The organism is Guggenheimella bovis, assembly GCF_054492335.1.
On record NZ_JBQWTF010000001.1, the window covers coordinates 210,455 to 232,123 of the forward strand.

Below are 21,669 nucleotides of genomic sequence, written 5' to 3' on the forward strand. Positions count from 1 at the left end.
CGGAGTTTTTTAGTATAATAGAGGTTGGAGGTGTCTATGAAGAATACAACACTCAATGAAAACGGTGTCATCGTCATTAGCGACGAAGCCATCGGTACTTTAGTAAAAATCGCAGCTCAAGAGATTGAAGGCGTTACAGGTCTACAACACAACATCGCCGATCAGCTCACGAGCTTCTTTGGAAAAAGCAAATTGCAGAGTGCCATTCGCATGGAAAATGACGAAAGTGGCATCGTCTTTGACGTAAACCTCAGAGCAAAATACGGCTACAACGTAGCAGAAATTGCTTCAAAGGTTCAAAATAACATTAAGCAAGCGATCGAATCGATGCTAGATATTACGGTTCAAGCTGTAAATGTCCATATTGTAGGATTAGATAGTGAAAAGTGATTCGAGAAAAAATTCGCGCGAAGAGCTCATGAAGCACTTCTATGCGATGGACATGAAAAATGAATATGGAGAAGAAGAGCTAGAAGTACTCCTAGAGCCCGTTTTTAAAGAACGTGAAAGGAACTACATTGAAGCTCTTTTTCGGGCGTTTACAACGCACCGTGAAGAGATCGATCAGAAAATCGAACAAGCCTCTACAAACTGGAGCTTAAAGCGCATCGGTCGCGTAGAACGAGCCATCTTAAGAGTAAGCACAACGGAACTCCTCTACCTAAAAGAGATTCCGACTCAGGTTTCCATCAGTGAAGCACTTGAGCTTTCAAAGACCTACTGCGATGAGAAGAGCACGCCCTTTATTAACGGTGTCCTAGGAAAGATTGCCGATGAAGACGCTATCAGTCAGTAATCTGAATCTTCTCATTCAAAAAGAGCTTTCGCTCATCGCTTCTCTTAGAAATTTAGAAGTCGAAGCTGAGGTCGGACGCGTCACAAGACAAGCCTCTGGCCACATCTACTTTACGATAAAGGATGCCTTTTCTTCGATCGACTGTGTGATGTTTCGCTCGAGTGCAATGAAACTTAAGACCCCCTTTAAGGAAGGTGACCACCTGCTCTTAAAGGGGCAGATTTCCATTTACGATAAAACGGCTCGACTTCAATTCATGGTAACGAGCGTTGAACCTTTAGGAGAAGGTGCCCTTTTACGTGCCTTCTATGAGAGAAAGGAGCGCTTTGAAAAGGAAGGTCTCTTAGATCCCGCTTCAAAGCGTCCCATAAAAAAGTATCCTAAAAAGCTAGCGCTCATTACGAGTCAGACGGCTGCTGCAAAGACCGACTTTCTCAAAGTCTTTCTAAGAAAGAATCCCTTCTGTGAAGTCGTACTCTTTCCTGTAAGCGTACAAGGGGAAAAGACCGTTCCAGAAATTGTAAACGCGATAAAAGAGATCGACGAATCCTTCGATACAGTCGTCATTACGCGTGGTGGGGGAAGCTACGAAGATCTCAGTATCTTTAACGATGAATTCCTCTGTAGAGAGGTTCATAAGTGTAAAGTACCTACAATTTCAGCCATAGGCCATGAGATCGACTTTACGCTCGTAGAACTCGTAAGTGACTTAAGAGCACAGACGCCTACAGAAGCGGCCGAACGAGCGACGGAAAACGTCACCGAGACGCTTTTAGAGTTTGAACTTCTCTTAAAGCGTGGAATGAAGGATTCTCTTGATAACATCGCTCGAGAAAAGCATCGCTTAAAGGACCGCTACGAGACGTATTACAGACTTCGTATGGAATCTCGTATCGCAGAATCGATGCGAACAGCCGATCGATTAAAGCAAGCCTTCCTTCATAAGACCAATGAGTACAAGTCCATTCAAAATGAACTGTTACACGGGATTCGAACGAGCTTTTTTAAAAAGCTTTCGAAGGAAGAAGAGAAGCTTGAAGGCATTCGCACCTTCTTATTAAACGTCAATCCCTTAGCGACGCTAGAGCGTGGCTATAGCTACGTCTATCAGGATCAAAAGATTTCATCGGTTGAAGAGATTGACCCAGAAAAGATCATGATCAACATCTTTAGAGATGGTAAGGTGCATTCAGAAATAAAGGAGATCATTCGAAATGACATTTGATTATACAGATTGCCTAAAGAGAATGGAAGAGATTCGAGAAAAGCTTCAGGATCCTAAGACGAACCTCGATGAATCCCTGGCCCTCTATGAAGAAGGCATCGGACTCTTTCGTGAGATGAATAAGTATTTAGAATCGATTCAAAAGCGCTTTGAAGCACTCGATGAGGAAATGAAGGATGCTAATAAAGACGCTTAAAGAGGTGCTTTTAGAGCACTCCAAAGAGGGAACACTCCGCGATGCCATGCACTACTCCTTATTTGCCGGCGGAAAGAGGCTTCGTCCGACGCTCTATCTCATGCACGTCGAAGAAAAGCGGCCTCTGACAGAACTCGACTACCGCTATGCATCGTGCATCGAATGCATCCATACGTATTCCTTGATCCATGACGATCTACCGAGCATGGATAACGATACCTTAAGAAGAGGAAAACCCACCAATCACATGGTCTATGGAGAAGCGATGGCAATACTCGCAGGCGACGGTCTCTTTAGTGTAGCGAGTGAAGAACTCTTTTCTATCGCAACGAAAGATCCATCCTACCTTAAGGCTTGTAAGCTCCTCGTAGAGTCTTCAGGAAGCGCTGGCATGGTCTATGGACAGAGCCTAGATATCCTCTACGAAGGGAAAGAGATCGAAGAGTCGATTCTTACAGAGATCGATTCCTATAAAACGGCAAAGCTCATCACAGCGCCCATTGTAGCGAGTGGCCTTACAACGGATGGTGATGAAGAAGAGCTAAAAGAACTTTATCAACTAGGTGAACTCCTAGGTGTCGCGTTTCAGCTTCAAGACGATCTCTTAGACGTCCTAGGAAAAGAGGAAACGCTCGGTAAATCCTTAGGAAAGGATGCCGATACCGATAAGCAGACCTACTTAAAGTACTATGGCATTGAAGAAGCAAAGAAACGCTATGAAGAGCTGAAGGAGTCGATTCTCACACTCCTCATGAAAAGAAAGCCTTCCGATGCACTCGTCGATTATTATAAAAAACTATTAGAAAGAACGTATTAATGACAAACATCTTAGATGCGATTCATTCGCCTCAGGATCTAAAAAAACTAAATCATACAAAACGACAAGAACTCGCAGAAGAAATTCGTGAGTTCCTTTTAGAAAGCGTTTCAAAGACTGGGGGACACCTCTCGAGTAACCTCGGTATGATTGAGCTAACGATCGCTCTTCATACGGTCTTTGATTCACCGAAAGATAAGATCATCTTTGACGTCGGCCATCAGGGCTATGTCCATAAGCTTCTCACAGGAAGAAAAGAAGGATTCAAGACTCTTCGTAAACTCGATGGGATGAGTGGCTTTTTAAAGCGCGGTGAGAGCGAACACGACATCTTTGGAGCAGGCCATGCTTCGACGAGCCTTTCAGCAGCCCTTGGAATTTCCATTGCAGAGAAAAAGCTTGGTCGTGATGGCTACATCGTAGCCGTCATCGGTGACGGTAGCTTAACGGGTGGAATGGCATATGAAGCGTTAAATATGATCGGTGACCGCTCTGAAAATGTACTCATTATCGTAAACGACAACGAGATGAGTATCGATCGAAATGTCGGTGCGCTTCAAAGAAAGCTCACGGATATTCGTACGTATCACACCTATACAGGTCTTAAAAAGGTCCTGAGAGGGAAGTTCGGCAGAGGAGCAAGACAGACGATTGGAAGTGTAAAGAAAGTCTTTCGTCACTTGTTCTTACCTTCGAGCTTTTTTGAAGAACTCGGAGCCAAGTACTACGGTCCTGTCGATGGACACAATACAGAACTTCTCATTCGTTACCTTAACCGCGTAAAAGACATTGAAGGACCTGTCGTCTTACACGTCCTCACAAATAAAGGTCACGGCTACTATGAAGCCGAAAACGATCCTGCAAGCTATCACGGTGTCTCGGAGTTTAATCCGAAGAGAGGACTTTCATTAAAAGCGAAGTCAGACTTTTCTTCGCTCTTTGGCGATACACTAGTAAACCTTGCAAAGACGAACGAGAACATCATGGCTGTAACGGCTGCGATGCCATCGGGAACAGGACTCGTCGCTTTCAGGGATTCCTTTCCTGACCAATTGATCGATGTCGGTATCGCAGAAGAAAATGCTGTTACAATGAGTGCAGCCATGGCTCTCATGGGACTAAAGCCCTATGTTGCCATCTATTCGACCTTCTTACAGCGTGCCTATGACCAGATCATTCACGACGTCGCCCTTCAAAAAGCTCCTGTCGTTCTCTGTGTCGACCGCTCGGGACTCGTAGGGGCTGACGGAGAAACGCACCAAGGACTCTTCGATACGAGCTATCTAACGAGTATTCCTAACCTCGAAGTTATAGCTCCTAAAGACGGTCCGGAGTTTGTGCGCATGCTAGAAGCAGCTCAACATTTCGATAAGCCTCTAGCTATAAAGTATCCGAGAGAATCGACCTATACATTAAACGACGATACGAGCGATGTCTTTCAAAATGAACTCATAAAAAACGGCTCCGATACGCTTCTCGTAGGCTATGGCCGTATGATTAAGCGCTTCTTTGAAGTAAACGAAAAGCATCCCGTTGACATCTTAAATCACCGTCACGTCTTTCCGCTCGATCTAGAAGCCTTAGAAGAAACCTTTAAACTCTATAAGAACGTCTTCATTTACGAAGAGAACGTACACGAAGGAAGTCTCGCTCAAAAGCTAAAGGAACATTTTCCAAACCTTCATACGAAGACCTTCCCCAATGCTTTTGTAGAGCACGGAAGCATTCCCGAACTCCTCGATCGCTACGGTTTTTCCGTAGAAGACATCGTAAGGGAAATCAATGAGAGCTGATCTACTGCTCGTTACGAAAGGACTCGTAGAGAGCCGAAATAAAGCGAAGGAACTCATTGAAAAGGGAGCCGTCTACGTAGGGGAGGAAAAGATCCTTAAGCCCTCTACACTCTTAGATGACGACGCTAAGCTCCTTTTAAAGGAAACGCCTCACGTATCGAGAGCGTATGAAAAGCTCAGGGGAGCACTCGAAGCGTTTCCCATCGAGGTAAAGGATAGTGTCGTTCTCGATGTAGGAGCGAGTACGGGAGGGTTTACAGAACTTCTCATCGAACGAGGTGCAAAGAAAGTCTATGCCTTAGATGTCGGAACGAATCAGCTTCATCCGAGTCTAAAGGAGAATCCTAAGGTCGAAGATCTTTCACCGGTAGATATTCGAGATCTTAAAGTAGATTCGATTGAACCGGTAGACCTCATCACAGTCGACGTTTCCTTTATTTCATCGTCTCTTGTAATCGGTGAACTCGAACGCTTTTTAAAGCCTACAGGAAATGTCATTTATCTTTTTAAACCGCAATTTGAAATGGGAAAGCGATCAAAACCCGTCATACGAGACTCAAAGACCCATAGAAAACTCATTGAGGCCTTTCTTTTACATCTTTTAAAGACGCCTTTTACTTGTCACGATATCATCCGTTCCCCGTTAAAGGGCACTGACGGAAACCAAGAGTTTTTCATGCACCTTTCTTTAAGGAGGAACGATGCTTCTGGAATTGAACTTAAAAAACTTCATCTTGATCGATGACGTCAAACTCAAGTTCAAAGAGGGTTTAAACATTCTAACCGGTGAAACGGGAGCGGGTAAGTCCATCCTCTTAGAAGGACTACGCATTGCACTCGGTAAACGAACGAGTAAGGATTACCTCAGAAACCCTGAGGAGAAGGCAGTCTTTGAACTCATCTTTACCACAAAAGACGACCTCTTTGCGATTACTCGAGAGATCTATCCTTCGGGTAAAGCCATCTCTAGGCTCAATGGAGATATTACGAATGTCTCAGAGATTGAAGAGAAGGTCGCTCGCTACTTAGATATCTACGGACAGCGCGATCACTTCTTACTTTTAGAGCCGAAGTATCAAATGGATCTCATCGATCAATTTGCCTCAAAAGAACTAGAAAGCATTTTTTCTGAGCTTTCAAGTGTTAAGCGCGAAGGCGATGAACTCTTTCAAAAACTAAATGCCCTAGATGCCTTTAGTGAAAGCGATTATGAAGAGGCTCTTCGCATCTTCGATGAACTTCATAAACTAAAACTTGACCCTGAAAAAGACGCGACCGTTGAAGAACGTTTTGAATCCTTAAACCATCAAAAGGAGATCATGGAGGCTCTTGAAGAAGCCTCGTCATCCCTTGAAGCGTCACTCGATGGGCTCTATGAAGCGAGTCGTGCCATCGATAAGATGGATCGCTACTTTTCACTTCCAAAGATTTCCGAACGCATTCAATCGGAACTTATAGAACTAAAGGACATCCAAAATGAGATCAAAGAGGAATCCTATTCCTTTGACCTCGATGCTTCAGAGATTGAAGCTTTAGAAGCACGCTTTAGTGCTCTCTTTGAAGTCCAAAAGAAGTATCAAAGGTCTCTTGAAGAGCTTAAGGCCTATGAAGAAGAAAAAGAACTTGAAATCAAGCGCTATGAATCAAGAGTGAGTGAAAGGGAAGAGACGAGAGAGAGAATCGATGTCCTTTTAAAGAAGCAAGCGGAACTTACAGAAAAGCTCCGTATAAAGCGAAAAGAAGCCTTTCAAGTTCTTGAAGAAAAGCTTCAAACCATTCTTTCCGAAGTGGAACTAAAGGACGTTGCCCTCGATCTTCGATTTGACTCCTTAGAAGCGGGTAAGTTTTATGAAAAGGGAAGCGACCGTTTCGAGATTCTAGCGAGCATGAATAAAAATCACCTCGTACCGCTTAAGGATTCCTTGAGCGGTGGTGAGATGAGCCGTTTTATTCTCGCATTAAAAGAGATCTTTAGTGAACTCGAAGAAACGGAGACCATGATCTTTGACGAGATCGATACGGGAATAAGTGGTGTGACGGCTTTTCAGGTGGGAAAGCTCATTCAAAAGCTCTCCACGGGAAAGCAGATTATCGCCATTACCCATCTTCCGCAGCTCGCTTCCTTCAGTGACACCCACTACATCATAGAAAAGATCGATCATGAGACGTCTGTTCGTGAACTAGACGAACAATCCGCGATCGATCGACTCGCTACGATGATGACCGGTTCCTCTACAGAAACTAGTAGAGAAGGGGCTAAGGAACTCATCGAGCGAGCTAAAAAGGAGCGAAAATGAAACGAGCCATAGTCATCGTACTCGATAGCTTCGGTATCGGAAATAGCCCCGATGCCGATCAATTTAACGATACGGGAGCCAATACATTAAAGCACATTGAAGAGTCTGTTGGACTAAAACTTCCGAACCTCAGTCGTCTAGGACTTTCTGAGATCGATGGTGTCGATGCACTCGGACACACCGAGCCCATGGGAAGTTACGCGAGACTTTTTGAAGTATCAAACGGAAAAGATACGACCATTGGTCACTGGGAACTCATGGGTCTATCGATCGAAAGACCTTTTCCCGTCTACCCGAATGGTTTTCCAGAAGATGTCATGAAGACCTTTGAAGAAGCCGTTGGAAGAAAGACGCTTGTAAATAAGCCTTATTCTGGTACGGAAATTCTTAATGACTACGGAGAAGAGCACATGAAGACAGGGATGCCCATCGTTTATACCTCTTCTGATTCGGTCTTTCAAATTGCTTGCCATGAAGAAGTCGTTCCCTTAGAGGAACTCTATTCCATGTGTGAAAAGGCGAGAGAGATCCTACGAGGAGAGCATGCCGTAGCCCGCGTCATCGCAAGACCCTTTGTCGGTTCAAAAGAGGAAGGCTTTACACGCACCTCAAACCGACGTGACTTTAGTTTAGATCCTTTTGAAGATACGGTATTAAATAAGCTTCAAAAGAGCGGTAAAGATGTCATAGGCGTTGGTAAAATCAGCGACATCTTTAACGGTTCAGGTATTACTAAGAGCATCCATACAGATAATAATGAAGACGGCATCCTTAAGACCATAGATGTCATGAAGAAGGACTTCGATGGACTTCTCTTTACAAACCTCGTCGACTTCGACGCACAGTACGGTCATAGGAGAAATCCCAAAGGCTATAGAGATGCACTCGAGCTCTTCGATTCCTATCTACCAGAAATTCTTAAGAATATGAGAGAAGAGGATCTGTTAATTCTCACAGCGGACCACGGAAATGATCCGACCTACAGAGGAACGGATCATACAAGAGAAGCTGTTCCTGTGCTTCTTTATAAAAAGAACATGAAAGCAGAAAACAAAGGAACGAAGAAGGGATTCTTCCACGTGGCAAAGACACTCGAAGCCTTCTTCGAACTACCTGATCACTTTCCTGGAGTAAGTCTGCTATGAACATGCTAGAAATCATTAAAACCAAACGCGATAAATTGGTCCTTTCAAAAGAACAGATTGACTTTTTTATAGACGGTGTGACCAAGGAGACGATTCCTGACTATCAAATCTCTGCCCTCTTAATGGCCATCTTCTTAAACGGCATGAACCATGAAGAAACGGTGTTACTCACAGATGCCATGATGCACTCTGGTGATGTCGTGGACCTTTCCTACATCCCTGGGATTAAAGTCGATAAACACTCGACGGGTGGCGTTGGAGATAAGACCTCGATCGTCCTCATTCCACTCCTTTCAAGCCTCGGTGTCACGATGGCTAAGATGAGTGGCAGGGGATTAGGTCATACGGGTGGAACGATCGATAAGCTTGAGAGCATTCCAGGCTTCAGAACAGACCTCACGAAAGAAGAATTTAAAAAACAAGTTCAAGAGTTGGGCCTCGCTATTATCGCATCAACGAGTGACGTAGCCCCTGCCGATAAAGCCCTCTACGCACTGCGTGACGTCACGATGACGGTCGATAATCTATCGCTCATCGCAAGTTCCATCATGAGTAAAAAACTCGCGAGTGGCGCCGATGTCATCGTATTAGACGTAAAAGTAGGTAGTGGTGCTTTCCTAAAGACCATCGAAGAAGCGAGAGCACTTGCAAAGGAGATGATCGCAATCGGTACATCGATGGGAAAAAAGGTGAAGGCGATCCTTACAAACATGGACGAACCGCTGGGTCTTGCAATCGGAAACTCACTTGAAGTCGAAGAAGCCATTGCGACCTTAAAGGGAAATGGACCCAAAGACTTCACAGAACTCATCATTCACCTCGCTACGGAAATGCTACAGCTCGTAGAACCCTCTTGTGATGCGAGATCCCGCGTCGAAGAAGCCCTAAAAAAAGGAAAGGCCTACGAAAAGTTCCTAGCATTCATTAAAGCCCAAGGTGCGACGAGTCTCGACTTTAAGAAGGCAAAATTCGTTGAACCCGTCTTAGCGAGAGAGTCCGGCTATCTTCAATCGACTGATGCTGAACGTATCGGTCGCATCGCAACGCTCTTAGGAGCCGGAAGACTTCGAAAAGAAGACCCGATCGATCCTTCGAGTGGAATCGTCATGCATAAGAAAATTGGTGATTCCGTAAGGGAAGGAGAGGCGCTCTGTACGCTCTATACCGATAATGAAACCGTTCTAGAGGAAGCAACCCAAACTTTTTTCGACTCCATCACAATAGGAGACGAGAAAATAGGGTATCATAGCATTGTCATCGAAACGATATAAAGGAGTCATAGATGAAAGAAGAACAATTAAAGCTCTTACGTCAAGCCATCACAAACGAAGTTGAAGGTTATGCCTTCTACAAAATGGCTGCTAACAACTCAAAGAGCGAGGAATCAAAGCAAACGCTTCTAGCCCTCGCGAAAGAAGAAGAAAAACACGCTGAGTGGCTTAAAGACCTCATGGACAAACTTCAAATCAATAAAGTCGATCAATTTGAAATGAGTGCCCTAGAAGGCGATCACTCACCAAAGATCTTTAAGTGGGATCACGTACAAGATAAAGATCCTTCCCAAGCACTAGCCGTCTTTAAGATCGCACTACAGATGGAAAAGAGCTCCGCTGAGTTCTACGAAGAAGGTGCTAAGAAGACAGATGATGCAACCATTCAAAAGCTCTTTTCAATCCTCGCTGAATGGGAATGGGGTCACTACCACACCTTTAACGACGAATATCAAAATATGCTCAAGGATTTCTGGGCAGACCAATCCTACGCACCATACTAAAAGCAGCATTCGCTGCTTTTTTTTGTTATACTAGAGAGCGTGAGGGACGTATGGCATACGAAATAGACATTGAGGACTTTAGAGGTCCTTTTGAGCTCCTTTTTGAGCTCCTAGAAAAAGATAAAATCGATATTTATAACATTCCGATCCATAAGATCACGAATGATTTTCTCGAGCGCATGGAGGAGCTTACGCTTCCCGTAGAAGAGATTACAAGCTTTGTCGTCTTTGCTTCCATGCTCCTTGAGATTAAAAGTAAGATGCTTCTACCAGACCGAGATTTAGAACCCATCGGCATCGATAGCGATGATCCGAGAAGGGAACTGCTCGTGAGACTTCTTGAATACAAGAAGGTTCGTGAGATCGATTACTTCCTCTCCGAACGAGAAAAGAGGCTTCGCTTTCAGGTGACGAGTGATGAGATGATCATTGAGCTTCCAAAGCTCATACGAATCACAGGATCCATCCCCGTAGAACTTCTTACAGAGGCCTTTCAAAGGCTTCTAGAAAAGAAGAGAGAACGAGAGACTGAAAACAGCGATGCACTCTTTTTACACTTAAAGCGAGAGCATTTTTCGGTCACGTCATCACAAAAACACATTCAAAGTCTTTTAAATCAAAGTGCGAGCATTCTCTTTGAAGATCTCTTTCTTGTCGATGAACCGAGAGGAAAGTGGATTGCAAACTTCCTCGCTCTCTTAAAACTTCAGCAGGAGGGAATCCTCACGTTGCGTCAGGATGCTCCTTTTAAAAAGCTCATCATTGAAGGTAAAAACCATGCTTGAATTAGTCAGAAAACTTGAAGTGCTCCTCTTTACAGCGCGTGCACCCATGAAGAGAAATCGTCTGCAGTCGCTTTTAGAGACCGATAAAATGGGTCTACAAAATGCCATCGAGCTCCTTCGTAAGGAGTATGCAGAAGGGAAGAAGGGGATCACGGTCTTAGAATTCGGTAACGAAGTCCAACTTGCGACAAACGATCGCTATGAAGACCTCGTGCGCGTCGCCCTCGACTTAACCGATGATAAGGGACTCGGTCCCTCTACGCTTGAGGTTTTAAGTATCATCGCTTATAAGCAGCCCGTCACGAAGATCGACATCGACCATCTTAGAGGAGTCAATAGCGACTACTCGATTCGTGACCTCGTAGGTCGAGGACTCATCGAAGTCTGCGGAACCCTAGAAACACTCGGTTCACCGAAGCTCTACCGCACGACCTCGACGTTTCTTAGAGATTTCCGTCTAGAAAGCTTAGCGGATTTACCGAAGGTGGAAGAATGAGATTACAAAAATACCTCGCCGATTCAGGTGTCGCATCGAGAAGAGCTTCTGAAAAGCTGATCCTTGAAGGCAGAGTCTCTGTAAACGGAGAGACCATTACGGAGATGGGCTATGTCGTAGAAGATGGCGATACCGTACGCTTCGACGGAAAAGTCGTAACGCCTGTCACATCACACGAATACTGGGCCTTTTATAAGCCCGGCGGTATCGTCTGTACCGTAAAAGACCCTGAGGGAAGAAAGACGATTATGGACTTCTATAAGGGCCATAAGAGAGTCTATCCCATTGGACGCTTAGACTATGATTCAGAAGGCTTACTTCTTCTTACGACAGACGGTGACTATGCAAACCGCATGATGCATCCGCGTTATGAAAAAGAAAAGGTCTATGAAGTGACACTCGATCGACCGCTCTTAGATGAGGACATCAAGAAACTCACGAAGGGCATGGAATTAGGTGAACATAAGCTTCGCCCGATCGAGATTAAAAAGCGAGATGATTTCTATCTCTTTACACTACACGAAGGCAGGAATCGCCAGATTCGAAGGATGGTTGAAAGCGTAGGCTACCACGTCGTTAAGCTGAAGCGTATTCGAATTGGTACGATCACACTCGGAAGCTTGCAATCAGGGCAGATGAGAAAGCTATCAAAGCTTGAAATTGAGCGATCCTCGAAGTAAAAATGCAAGATCATATGCGTGAACTTGCATTTTTTATTTATTATTGAAATGTTTCTTGCAATTTACTCGAACAATGCTACAATATACATAGAAAGAAGGAGGTCCATTTTGGCTAAGGAAAACTTGAGATTAACCCAAAAGCGCGAATGGTGTAAAGGCTGCGGCGTCTGTGTTGCATTCTGTCCTACAAATGTCCTCGTCATCGACAAAGATTACAAGGTCACCATTCAAGATATCGATAAGTGCATTAAGTGCGGTCAATGCGAGATGCGTTGCCCAGACTATGCCATCTACTTAGAGGAGGTCGAAGGTGGAAAATAAATACCAGCTCATGCAAGGTAACGAAGCCGTCGTACAGGGAGCCCTTTACGCAGGCTATACGTTCTATGCAGGATATCCTATTACGCCCTCCACAGAAATTGCAGAACTTTCTGCACTATACTTACCACGTAAAGGTGGAAGATTTATTCAAATGGAAGATGAAATCGGTGGTATCGCTGCTGCCATCGGTGCATCCATTGCAGGTAGTAAATCCATGACCGCAACGAGCGGACCTGGTTTTAGCTTAAAACAAGAAAACATCGGCTATGCTGCGATTGCACAAGTTCCACTCGTCATCGTAGACGTCATGCGTGGTGGTCCCTCTACAGGTCTTCCCACTCAATCTGCTCAAGGTGATGTCTATCAATCACGTTACGGTTCACACGGTGATTATCCAATGATCGTTCTCTCGCCATCGAGCGTTACAGAGACCTTCCATCTCACCGTACGTGCCTTTAACCTCGCAGAAAAGTATCGTACACCTGTCATTCTACTTACCGATGAAGTCATCGGACACATGCGTGAACGCATTCAAATTCCTGAAAAGGGTGAAATTGAAATCATCGACCGCGTTCGTCCTCAAAAGGGTGATAACCGCCTAACCTACGAAGTCAAAGAGGGAGAGATCGTTCCACCGATGGCTGAGTTTGGAACAGGCTTCCATACCCATACGACAGGTCTTTTCTATAATGAGACTGGTTTCCCATCAAACTCTGTAGATAATGCTAAGAAGCTCTTAGAGCAGCTTTTAAATAAAGTCGAAAACAACCGTAAGGACATCGTCCAAACGGATTCTTACGAACTAGACGATGCAGAAGTTGCCATCGTTACCTTTGGTTCAACGGCTCGCGTCGCTAAGAGTGCGATTAAACTTCTTCGCAGCAAAGGCGTAAAAGCTGGTATGCTTCGTGCGATCACAGTTTGGCCTTCACCTGAAGAAGAAATTCGTGAACTTTCAAAGCGCGTAAAACACATCATCGTCTGCGAAATGAACTACGGACAATATACACACGAAGTCGAACGCATCGTCTTTGGCAATTGCCCCGTTACGCACTTAGGACGATCAAATGGCAATATTTTGACGCCTACAGAAATTTGCGAATTCGTTGAGGGGGTACTGTAATGAATCCAAGTAAACTCGTTCAAAAATACTTCCGTACAGGGAATCTTCCACACATCTGGTGTCCTGGTTGCTCCCACGGTATCGTTACACGTTCGATCATTAAAGCCATCGACGATCTCGGACTCGATCAAGATAAGACGGTTATCGTAAGTGGTATCGGTTGCTCCTCTAGAGCTCCCGGATACATGAACTTCCAAACCGTTCATACGACACACGGTAGAGCACTCGCTTTTGCAACAGGTATTAAGCTATCTCATCCTGATCTTCACGTCATCGTCATCACAGGTGACGGAGACGCAAGTGCTATCGGTGGAAACCACTTAATTCACGCTTGCAGAAGAAACATCGACCTCACCGTCATCGTCTATAACAACAACATCTACGGTATGACAGGTGGTCAATATTCACCTACGACACCAAATCAAGCGTTTGCAACGACTGCTCCTTACGGAAACGTCGACCAACCGTTTGATCTCATGGAACTTGCTGGTGGTGCTGGTGCTACCTTTACAGCACGCGCTACGGCATACCATACAAACCAACTCATTAACTACATCAAAAAAGGCATTCAACACAAGGGCTTTAGCCTCATCGATGCCATCTGTGCTTGCCCAACCTACTACGGACGTAAGAACAAGAGCGGTACAGCTCCACAGATGATGGTCTGGATGAAAGACAACTACGTTGAAAAGAATGCTTACGAAAGAATGAGCGAAGAAGAACGCCAAGGAAAGCTCGTCTACGGTATCTACAAAGACATTGAGCGTCCTGAGTACACCGAAGAATATCAAAAGATCATCGACCGTTTAGGAGGCGACAAATGAAGAACATGGAATTTCGCTTAACGGGATCCGGTGGACAAGGTGTCATCATGCTCGGTGTCATCCTCGCCGATGCAGCCATCAACATGGGTCATAACGCCATTCAATCGCAGTCCTATGGACCAGAAGCAAGAGGTGGTGCTAGTAAGTGCGAAGTCATCATCAGCGAAGAAGAGATCGACTTTCCAAAGGTTCAAAAGCCATCACTACTCCTATCACTAACACAAGTTGCTTATGATAAATACGCAAAGGACTTAGACGGTGCAATCCTCATCGTCGACGAAGATGTTGAGGTAGGGGAGAACACAGGTGCAAAAGCCATTTACAAACTCCCGATCCTTCGTACGGCACGCGATGTAGTAGGTAAGGAACTTACGGCTAATATCGTAACCCTCGGTGTCATTCAAGAAATCACAAAGATTTACGACGACGAGGAGCTCTTCCAATGCGTCTTAAAGCGTGTTCCAAAGGGAAGCGAAGTCCTAAATCAACGCGCCATTGACGCAGGACACAAACTCGTGAAAGACTATGAAGCAGCAAACCGTATTTGAAACGATTAAAGCCAATTATAAGTCCCTTTCAAAAACTCACAAACGCATCGCAGACTTTCTAACGAATCACTACGATCAAGCGGTCTTTATGACGGCAAAAAAGCTCGCTGAAAGAATTCAAACGAGTGAATCGACTGTCGTGCGCTTTGCCTTTAGCTTAGGCTATGATGGTTATCCGGATCTTCAGGAAAACTTAAGAGACAATCTAAAGAACATTCTGACGAGTAAGCAAAAGCTCGCTACAAAGATGGAGCCAGAAAGCTTTGAAGGAAACATCAAAGCCTCCTTTTCTACAGACCTCAATAACATTCGAACGACGTTTGAGAATTTGAATGTTGAGGATCTACATAAGATGGCAAAAGCGATTCGAGAAGCCAAACGCGTCTACATCCTAGGTCGTCGCTCCTCGAAGGTTCTCGTCGATTACTTAAGTTTCTATCTTAGTTTCGTTCGAAACGATGTCATCTGCTTCCACCATGAAACGGGTGATACCTTTGATCAGATCGTAAACCTCACTGATGGTGATGTCGTCATCGTCATTAGCTTTCCTCGCTACTCGAAGCAGACGCTTCACTACGCCGAGATCATAAAGAAAGCGGGTCATACGATCTTTGCGATCACTGATAACTACGATTCACCCATTACACACTTCTCCGATGCCAGTATCTATGCGACCTATTCCTTAGATACCTTTATCGATTCGCACGTCGCTCCGATGGCTTTAATTAATGCCTTAGTCACAGCCATCGCCTACGACAACATCGAGGAAGTGACGAAGAAGTTTGAAGCGTTAGAGCAAATTTGGACGGAATACAATGTCTACATTTAAGAGTGCTTAGGCACTCTTTTTTGTTATAATGAGTTTGAGGTGAAGCATGAAAATAGCAATCGATGGACCGAGTGGTTCAGGAAAAAGCACGATCGCAAAGAGAGTTGCGAAGCGTCTACACATTCAATATATCGATACGGGTGCGATGTTTCGAGCACTGACGTATAGCTTTTTAAAAAAACAGGTAAAAGAAGAAGATGAGGTTAAAAAGGAACTAAAGAAGACCTCTTTAGAAGTGATAGAAGGAGGAATCCTTCTTAATGGGTTAGCCCTTACAAAGGAACTTCGTACCCCTGAAGTCGATAAAGAAGTGAGCTACTATTCTGCGATGGAAAGCGTTCGAACCTTCTTAAAAGAAGCACAGCGAATGATCGCAGAAAAGAACGATGTCATCATGGATGGAAGAGACATCGGAACAGTCGTCTTTCCCGATGCCGAGTTCAAATTCTACCTCGATGCATCGGTCGAGGAGAGGGCGAGAAGAAGAGCTTTAGAGAGAAACGATCTCGAGCACTACGAAGAGATTCTAGAAGATATGAAAAGAAGAGATCACTACGATTCTACGAGAGAAATTGCCCCCTTAAAAAAGGCATGTGATGCCATCGCAATCGATACCGATCACTTATCGATCGAAGAAGTCGAAGAAAAGATCATCGAGGTCATTCATGAAACAAAAACAACCCTTTCATAAACGCATTCTTTGGTCGGTTCTGCGTTTTGTCGTCTATCTCTTCTTTGATATTCGAATTGAAGGCGACATGCATCCAGGAGAGCGCGTCATTTTAGCGCCGAACCACGCGTCTTTTTTTGACCCCTTTGTGGTTGCAGCGTCGTACCCTGATGATCTATCAATCCTCGCAAAAAAGGAACTCTTTGAGAATAAGATCTTGAAGTTCTTCTTAGAGCGCTTAGAGGTCGTAAGTGTCGACCGCGGAAATATCGACTTAGGCAGTCTTCGTCAGATGATCGAATACGCGAAAGATAAGAGCCTCTTGATCTTTCCCGAGGGAACGAGAAATAAGGTGTTAACAGAGCCCCTTCCAGGTAAAAGCGGAACGATCATGCTCTCTCATAAGACGGGTCTTCCCATCCAACCTGTAGCTATTACAAAAAAAGCGCATCCCTTTCAGCGAATAAAACTCATCTACTTACCACTCGTTCACGTCGAAGACTACGGCTTTGAAAGACTCAATTCCAAAGCTTATCAAACCATTGCCGACGACATTCTAAAAAAGATTTATGAAAGGATCGAACTTGAACATCATCATCGCTGACCCATCGGGCTTCTGCTTTGGCGTAAAAAGAGCAATAGAGCTCACGGAAAAGAACTTAACGCTTCGTGGATCCCTTCAGAGCTTAGGAAAAATTATTCATAATGAAGATGAAATTAAAAGGCTTCAATCGATCGGTTTAGAGACGATTCCTACAACCGATGAAGCAAAGGACTGCGTGCTCATTCGCTCCCACGGTGAGTCGAAGGAGACCTTTAAGCGCCTAAAAGAGAAGGGCGTAGAAATCGTCGATGCGACGTGTCCCTTCGTATCAAAGCTTCAAAAGCTCATTGAAAAGTATTCCAAAGAGCGAAGAATTTTTCTCTTCGGTAATAGCGTACATCCTGAAGTCGAAGGTGCCATCGGTTGGTCAGAGAGCACCGTTACGGTCTTTAAAGACCTAGAAGAACTGAAGGAAATGTCCATAGAGGATGCTCCTAGTTTACTTGTGAGTCAGACAACCATGCGAGTCGATTCCTTTAATGAGGTAACTACCTACTTAGAAACGAAGATCTCAGACCTCTTAACCGTGAACACCATCTGTCATGCCACGATGGACCGTCAAGCAGCAGCACAGGAACTCGCTAAAAAAGTAGACTGTATGCTCATCATTGGGGGAAAAAACTCTTCGAACACCAAAAAGCTAAAAGAATTATGTAAACTTTATAATAAAAATACGTTGTTATTTGAAAATTCCAGTGAGATTCAAGTGCAAGAGTTAAGAAAGTATGATACTATAGGAATAAGCGCTGGGGCCTCTACACCACAATGGATCATTGACGATGTGGTGAAGAAGCTTCAAATGGAAAGATAGGAGAACTACACACACATGGAAAACACCGAAATGAAAAACCTTATGGAGCAGTCAACATTTGCTGTTCCAAAGAAAAACGAGATCCTTAAGGGCAAAGTCGTAATGATCAATGAAAACAACGTCATTGTTAGCATTGGTTATAAGGCTGACGGCATCATCCCTGCCGAAGAAATCTCAAACCCAGAGAACAAGCCTTTGTCAGAACTCTTCCAACCCGATGAAGAAATCGACGTCCTAGTACTTAAACGCGACGACGCCGAGGGCGAAGTATTGCTCTCAACCAAACGTCTACGTTCAAGAAAGGACTGGGAAGTTCTCGAAGAGAAATTCAATAACAAAGAGTCTATTAAGGTCAAAGTTACCGAAGTCGTTAAGGGTGGCTTAAGTGCTTACTACAACGATATTCGTGCCTTCATTCCGGCTTCACATATTGATACAAATTTCGTTCGTGACCTCAACCAGTTCGTAGGTCAAGAACTCGAAGTACAATTCTTAGACTTCGACCGTCGTAAGAACCAAATCGTTCTTACAAGAAAAGAACTCTTAGAACAAGCTCGTGCTGGTCAACTCGAAGAATTCTGGAAGGACATGGAAGTTGGCAAAATTGTCAAAGGTTCCGTACGTCGCTTTACAAACTTCGGCGCATTTGTCGACCTCGGAGCAGTCGATGGACTCGTTCACGTCTCAGAAATTCAATGGGGCAAGGTAAACAAGCCATCTGATGTTCTTAAAGTGAACCAAGAACTCGAATTCAAAGTTATCGACTTCAATAAAGAAGAAAACAAGATCAGCTTGAGCCGTAAGCAACTCATCCCTGATCCATGGACGATCATCGACGAAAAGTATACCGTTGGAGAGCGCTACGACGGTAAAGTCGTAAGCCTCACTGACTTCGGTGCTTTCGTTGAACTCGAACCAGGTCTTGAAGGACTCATTCACGTTTCACAAATTTCTGACGAAAGAGTGGAACTACCTGCTGACGTACTAAAAGTTGGTGAAGAAGTCGTCATCAAGATTCTTGAAATCGATAAAGACGAAAAGAGAATTAAGCTCAGCATGAAGGAGCTCTAAAAAGAAGGCGAAAGCCTTCTTTTTTTACATTAATTCGTTTGAATTAGACTCTCCAACCTGTTAGAATAGATAAGTTGGAAAGAAGGAATTATGAAGATAATAAATGTTGCCGTCATCGCACACGTCGATGCCGGAAAATCGACACTTATCGATGCCATGCTTTCACAGAGTGGCACCTTTAACAGTCGAGATCAAGTGATTGAACAAGTGATGGATAACGATGCCATCGAACGCGAGAGAGGCATTACGATCTACTCGAAGAACTGTTCAATCAAATACAAAGATTACAAAATCAATATCGTCGATACGCCAGGTCACGCCGATTTCTCTTCTGAAGTAGAGCGCATTATTAAGACCGTTGACACCGTCATTCTCTTAGTCGACGCAGCAGAAGGACCGATGCCACAGACACGCTACGTCCTTAAAAAGTCACTTGCAGAAGGACTACGCCCGATTCTACTTATCAATAAATTTGATAAAAAGGATCAGCGTGCAGATGAAGTCGTAGACTTAAGTTTCGACCTCTTTGCAGAACTCGGAGCAACCGATAGTCAGCTCGACTTTCCAATCCTCTACGGCGTAGCTAAACGCGGTATCGTACGCTATGACATCAATGATACGAATGAAGACATCGTACCTCTCTTTGAGACGCTTATAAAGCACGTGACGCTCTTTGAGCCACAATCGGATGACCTACTTCTACAAATCTCAAGCTTAGCTTATGACGACTACATCGGACGCATCGGAATCGGTCGTCTTTTAGGTGGTACGATCCACTCCAAGGATCAGGTGACTGTCGTCACACCAGAGGGTGAGAGAAGAAACGAAAAGATCGCTCAGCTCTACTTAAACGAAGGCTTAAAGAGAACGCCTGCAGACAAGGCAGAAGCTGGAGATATCGTCCTAATAACAGGTATCAGTGATATCTCCATAGGAGATACCATTGGAATCAAAGATGTAAAGCCTCTTCCTGCGATTCCGATCGAAGAACCGACTCTTTCAATGGACTTCTACGTCAACAGTTCTCCCTTTGCAGGAGAAGGAAAGTTTTTAACGACGAGACACATTAAAGAGCGTCTTGAAAGAGAACTAGAAACGAATGTAGGTATGAGAGTAGAGCCGATCGAAGGAACGGATGCTTATCAAGTGAGCGGTAGGGGAGAGTTACATCTATCGATCCTCATTGAAAACATGAGAAGAGAAGGATATGAGCTTTCTGTTTCGAAACCTCGTGTTCTCATGAAGCGTGGAGAAAACGGCGAAAAGCTTGAACCCTACGAAAACGTTATCATTGAGGCACCCGATGAATACGTCGGAAACCTCATCAGTAAGATGAATCAAAGAAAAGCCCAAATGGTTTCCATGAATTCCGAAGAAGGTTATACAGAAGTCGGTTACGTCGCTCCTACGAGAGCACTCCTCGGTTTCCGCTCCGAAGTCATAAACGACACGCGTGGAGAAGGCGTTCTTTTAAGAAGCTTTTCTCACTTCGGTCCCTATGCTGGAACCATTGAAAGAAACCGTAATGGCGTCTTAATCAGCAATGAACAAGGCGTATGTATGGCATACTCGCTTTGGAACTTAAGTGATCGTGGAACACTCTTTGTTCGTCCTGGAGATAAGGTTTATGAAGGGATGATCATCGGAGAATGTGCCCATAAGGAAGATATTGTCGTAAATCCTACGAAGAATAAAAAGATGACCAATACTCGAAGCTCCGCTAGTGACGAAGCACTAAACGTCCCAGAGCCAAGAATCTTTAGCTTAGAAGAAGCACTGAACTTCGTTGAAGACGATGAGTACGTCGAAGTGACGCCATCGATCATCCGACTTCGAAAAAAGATTCTTCAAGAGATTGATCGCATTCGAGAAAGAAGAAAGTCTTACGTATGATCCAGGAATTTTTACAGGCCTTTGTCATGATCTTTGTAGCCGAGATGGGAGATAAGTCTCAGCTCTTAGCCATGGCCTTTGCCACGAAATATCCACTAAAAAAGGTCATCCTCGGCCTTTTCCTAGGAATATTCTGTAATCACGCACTCGCTGTGCTTCTCGGTAGAGCACTCACAAAAGTCATTCCCTTAGATATCCTTCAAGGGCTTGCAGGCGTCCTCTTCATTCTCTTTGCGCTGTGGAGCTTACAAGGAGAAGGGGATGAAGAAGAGGAGGAGGCGAAGTCCTCCAAGCATGGTGTGACAATCACAGTCGCTCTCGCATTCTTCTTAGGAGAGCTAGGTGATAAGACACAGCTTGCTGCTATCACCTTAGCGGCTCAGACGAGCTATCCCATCCTGATCTTAAGTGCAACGGTCAGTGCCATGATGCTCACAGGACTCTTTGGAATCTTCATCGGAAAGAAGCTTGGAGATAAAGTACCAGAGACGCTCATGAACATCATCGCTGGATTCATCTTCTACGTCTTTGGTGTCTTAAAGCTTAAGTCCCTTCTTTCACCTTCCTTCTTTATTCCGCTCTTTATCGTGAGTGCAATCTCTTTTATCGTATTCCTCGTGATAAGACTTCGAAAGAACAAGGATACGGTGTTCCGAAAGACGGCACAACACTTAAAAGAGCACTACGAGAAGCTTTCTAAGGACATGGAACGAATCTGCCTCAGAAACGAAGTCTGTACGCACTGCTTAGGTGCAGGATGTCCCGTTGGTTATACGAAGCTCCTTTTAAAGGGAGAAGCGAAGGAACCTTTTAAAGCAGATAAAGCGTTCCGTGAAAAGAACTACGACCAAGAAAAAATTCAAAACGAACTCAAAGAGCTCGAAGAACTGATCCATGATCATCCAGAGGACGAGGTCTTTAAGAGCGTTAAAGAACAACTTGATATTCTAAAAAAAGGAAAGGGTGCATAG

Annotated in this window: 25 protein-coding genes; all 25 read left to right on the forward strand. The window is 44.4% G+C overall.

Translation table 11 applies throughout. The features are described from left to right. Positions 1-36: 36 nt before the first annotated feature. The gene (locus tag ACUB3H_RS01165) at positions 37-390 is read left to right on the forward strand and encodes an Asp23/Gls24 family envelope stress response protein (RefSeq protein ID WP_459128817.1); all 354 of its coding nucleotides are present in this window, start codon (positions 37-39) and stop codon (positions 388-390) included. Beyond that, positions 380-796: a transcription antitermination factor NusB gene (gene nusB / locus ACUB3H_RS01170; RefSeq protein WP_459128818.1), complete on the forward strand. Its 417-nt coding sequence runs from the start codon at positions 380-382 to the stop codon at positions 794-796. Before ACUB3H_RS01165 ends, nusB begins: the two co-directional genes overlap by 11 nt. Then, on the forward strand, positions 774-2,021 hold the full coding sequence (gene xseA / locus ACUB3H_RS01175; protein WP_459128819.1) for an exodeoxyribonuclease VII large subunit: 1,248 nt from the start codon (positions 774-776) through the stop codon (positions 2,019-2,021). The genes nusB and xseA overlap by 23 nt, the downstream gene beginning before the upstream one ends. Beyond that, positions 2,011-2,217 (forward strand): exodeoxyribonuclease VII small subunit, encoded by a 207-nt coding sequence (xseB, locus tag ACUB3H_RS01180; RefSeq protein ID WP_459128820.1) that lies wholly within the window; start codon positions 2,011-2,013, stop codon positions 2,215-2,217. The genes xseA and xseB overlap by 11 nt, the downstream gene beginning before the upstream one ends. Further along, complete coding sequence (locus ACUB3H_RS01185; protein WP_459128821.1) at positions 2,198-3,034, forward strand: polyprenyl synthetase family protein; 837 nt, start codon at positions 2,198-2,200, stop codon at positions 3,032-3,034. The genes xseB and ACUB3H_RS01185 overlap by 20 nt, the downstream gene beginning before the upstream one ends. Beyond that, the gene (gene dxs, locus ACUB3H_RS01190) at positions 3,034-4,827 is read left to right on the forward strand and encodes a 1-deoxy-D-xylulose-5-phosphate synthase (RefSeq protein WP_459128822.1); all 1,794 of its coding nucleotides are present in this window, start codon (positions 3,034-3,036) and stop codon (positions 4,825-4,827) included. The genes ACUB3H_RS01185 and dxs overlap by 1 nt, the downstream gene beginning before the upstream one ends. Continuing rightward, a complete protein-coding gene (locus tag ACUB3H_RS01195) occupies positions 4,817-5,572 on the forward strand; it encodes a TlyA family RNA methyltransferase (protein WP_459128823.1) in 756 nt (251 codons plus the stop codon). The genes dxs and ACUB3H_RS01195 overlap by 11 nt, the downstream gene beginning before the upstream one ends. Next, positions 5,529-7,124, forward strand: a complete 1,596-nt coding sequence (locus tag ACUB3H_RS01200) for a DNA repair protein RecN (protein WP_459128824.1) — start codon at positions 5,529-5,531, stop codon at positions 7,122-7,124. The genes ACUB3H_RS01195 and ACUB3H_RS01200 overlap by 44 nt, the downstream gene beginning before the upstream one ends. Next, positions 7,121-8,269 (forward strand): phosphopentomutase, encoded by a 1,149-nt coding sequence (locus tag ACUB3H_RS01205; RefSeq protein ID WP_459128825.1) that lies wholly within the window; start codon positions 7,121-7,123, stop codon positions 8,267-8,269. Before ACUB3H_RS01200 ends, ACUB3H_RS01205 begins: the two co-directional genes overlap by 4 nt. Then, the gene (locus tag ACUB3H_RS01210; protein ID WP_459128826.1) at positions 8,266-9,540 is read left to right on the forward strand and encodes a thymidine phosphorylase; all 1,275 of its coding nucleotides are present in this window, start codon (positions 8,266-8,268) and stop codon (positions 9,538-9,540) included. Before ACUB3H_RS01205 ends, ACUB3H_RS01210 begins: the two co-directional genes overlap by 4 nt. A gap of 11 nt (positions 9,541-9,551) precedes the next feature. Then, positions 9,552-10,043 carry a ferritin-like domain-containing protein gene (locus tag ACUB3H_RS01215; protein WP_459128827.1) on the forward strand — a complete coding sequence of 164 codons (492 nt, stop codon included), beginning with the start codon at positions 9,552-9,554 and terminating at the stop codon, positions 10,041-10,043. A 50-nt stretch (positions 10,044-10,093) separates the two neighbouring features. Continuing rightward, positions 10,094-10,828 carry a segregation and condensation protein A gene (locus ACUB3H_RS01220; RefSeq protein WP_459128828.1) on the forward strand — a complete coding sequence of 245 codons (735 nt, stop codon included), beginning with the start codon at positions 10,094-10,096 and terminating at the stop codon, positions 10,826-10,828. Further along, positions 10,821-11,324 (forward strand): SMC-Scp complex subunit ScpB, encoded by a 504-nt coding sequence (gene scpB / locus ACUB3H_RS01225; protein ID WP_459128829.1) that lies wholly within the window; start codon positions 10,821-10,823, stop codon positions 11,322-11,324. The genes ACUB3H_RS01220 and scpB overlap by 8 nt, the downstream gene beginning before the upstream one ends. Next, positions 11,321-12,004 carry a pseudouridine synthase gene (locus ACUB3H_RS01230; RefSeq protein ID WP_459128830.1) on the forward strand — a complete coding sequence of 228 codons (684 nt, stop codon included), beginning with the start codon at positions 11,321-11,323 and terminating at the stop codon, positions 12,002-12,004. Before scpB ends, ACUB3H_RS01230 begins: the two co-directional genes overlap by 4 nt. A 108-nt stretch (positions 12,005-12,112) precedes the next feature. Beyond that, positions 12,113-12,325, forward strand: a complete 213-nt coding sequence (locus ACUB3H_RS01235) for a 4Fe-4S dicluster domain-containing protein (protein ID WP_459128831.1) — start codon at positions 12,113-12,115, stop codon at positions 12,323-12,325. Further along, a complete protein-coding gene (locus tag ACUB3H_RS01240; RefSeq protein ID WP_459128832.1) occupies positions 12,315-13,448 on the forward strand; it encodes a 2-oxoacid:acceptor oxidoreductase subunit alpha in 1,134 nt (377 codons plus the stop codon). The genes ACUB3H_RS01235 and ACUB3H_RS01240 overlap by 11 nt, the downstream gene beginning before the upstream one ends. Continuing rightward, entirely contained in the window at positions 13,448-14,272 is an 825-nt protein-coding gene (locus ACUB3H_RS01245; RefSeq protein WP_459128833.1) for a 2-oxoacid:ferredoxin oxidoreductase subunit beta, read from the forward strand. The genes ACUB3H_RS01240 and ACUB3H_RS01245 overlap by 1 nt, the downstream gene beginning before the upstream one ends. After that, a complete protein-coding gene (locus tag ACUB3H_RS01250; protein ID WP_459128834.1) occupies positions 14,269-14,820 on the forward strand; it encodes a 2-oxoacid:acceptor oxidoreductase family protein in 552 nt (183 codons plus the stop codon). Before ACUB3H_RS01245 ends, ACUB3H_RS01250 begins: the two co-directional genes overlap by 4 nt. Then, positions 14,798-15,649 (forward strand): MurR/RpiR family transcriptional regulator, encoded by an 852-nt coding sequence (locus ACUB3H_RS01255; protein WP_459128835.1) that lies wholly within the window; start codon positions 14,798-14,800, stop codon positions 15,647-15,649. Before ACUB3H_RS01250 ends, ACUB3H_RS01255 begins: the two co-directional genes overlap by 23 nt. 46 nt (positions 15,650-15,695) lie before the next feature. Further along, positions 15,696-16,340, forward strand: a complete 645-nt coding sequence (gene cmk / locus ACUB3H_RS01260; protein WP_459128836.1) for a (d)CMP kinase — start codon at positions 15,696-15,698, stop codon at positions 16,338-16,340. Continuing rightward, complete coding sequence (locus ACUB3H_RS01265; protein WP_459128837.1) at positions 16,315-16,923, forward strand: lysophospholipid acyltransferase family protein; 609 nt, start codon at positions 16,315-16,317, stop codon at positions 16,921-16,923. The genes cmk and ACUB3H_RS01265 overlap by 26 nt, the downstream gene beginning before the upstream one ends. Next, entirely contained in the window at positions 16,904-17,734 is an 831-nt protein-coding gene (locus tag ACUB3H_RS01270) for a 4-hydroxy-3-methylbut-2-enyl diphosphate reductase (RefSeq protein WP_459128838.1), read from the forward strand. Before ACUB3H_RS01265 ends, ACUB3H_RS01270 begins: the two co-directional genes overlap by 20 nt. 15 nt (positions 17,735-17,749) lie before the next feature. Continuing rightward, positions 17,750-18,805, forward strand: coding sequence for a 30S ribosomal protein S1 (rpsA, locus tag ACUB3H_RS01275; protein WP_459128839.1), 1,056 nt, complete (start codon positions 17,750-17,752; stop codon positions 18,803-18,805). A 90-nt stretch (positions 18,806-18,895) separates the two neighbouring features. Beyond that, positions 18,896-20,698 (forward strand): translational GTPase TypA, encoded by a 1,803-nt coding sequence (gene typA, locus ACUB3H_RS01280; protein ID WP_459128840.1) that lies wholly within the window; start codon positions 18,896-18,898, stop codon positions 20,696-20,698. Continuing rightward, entirely contained in the window at positions 20,695-21,669 is a 975-nt protein-coding gene (locus ACUB3H_RS01285) for a TMEM165/GDT1 family protein (RefSeq protein ID WP_459128841.1), read from the forward strand. The genes typA and ACUB3H_RS01285 overlap by 4 nt, the downstream gene beginning before the upstream one ends.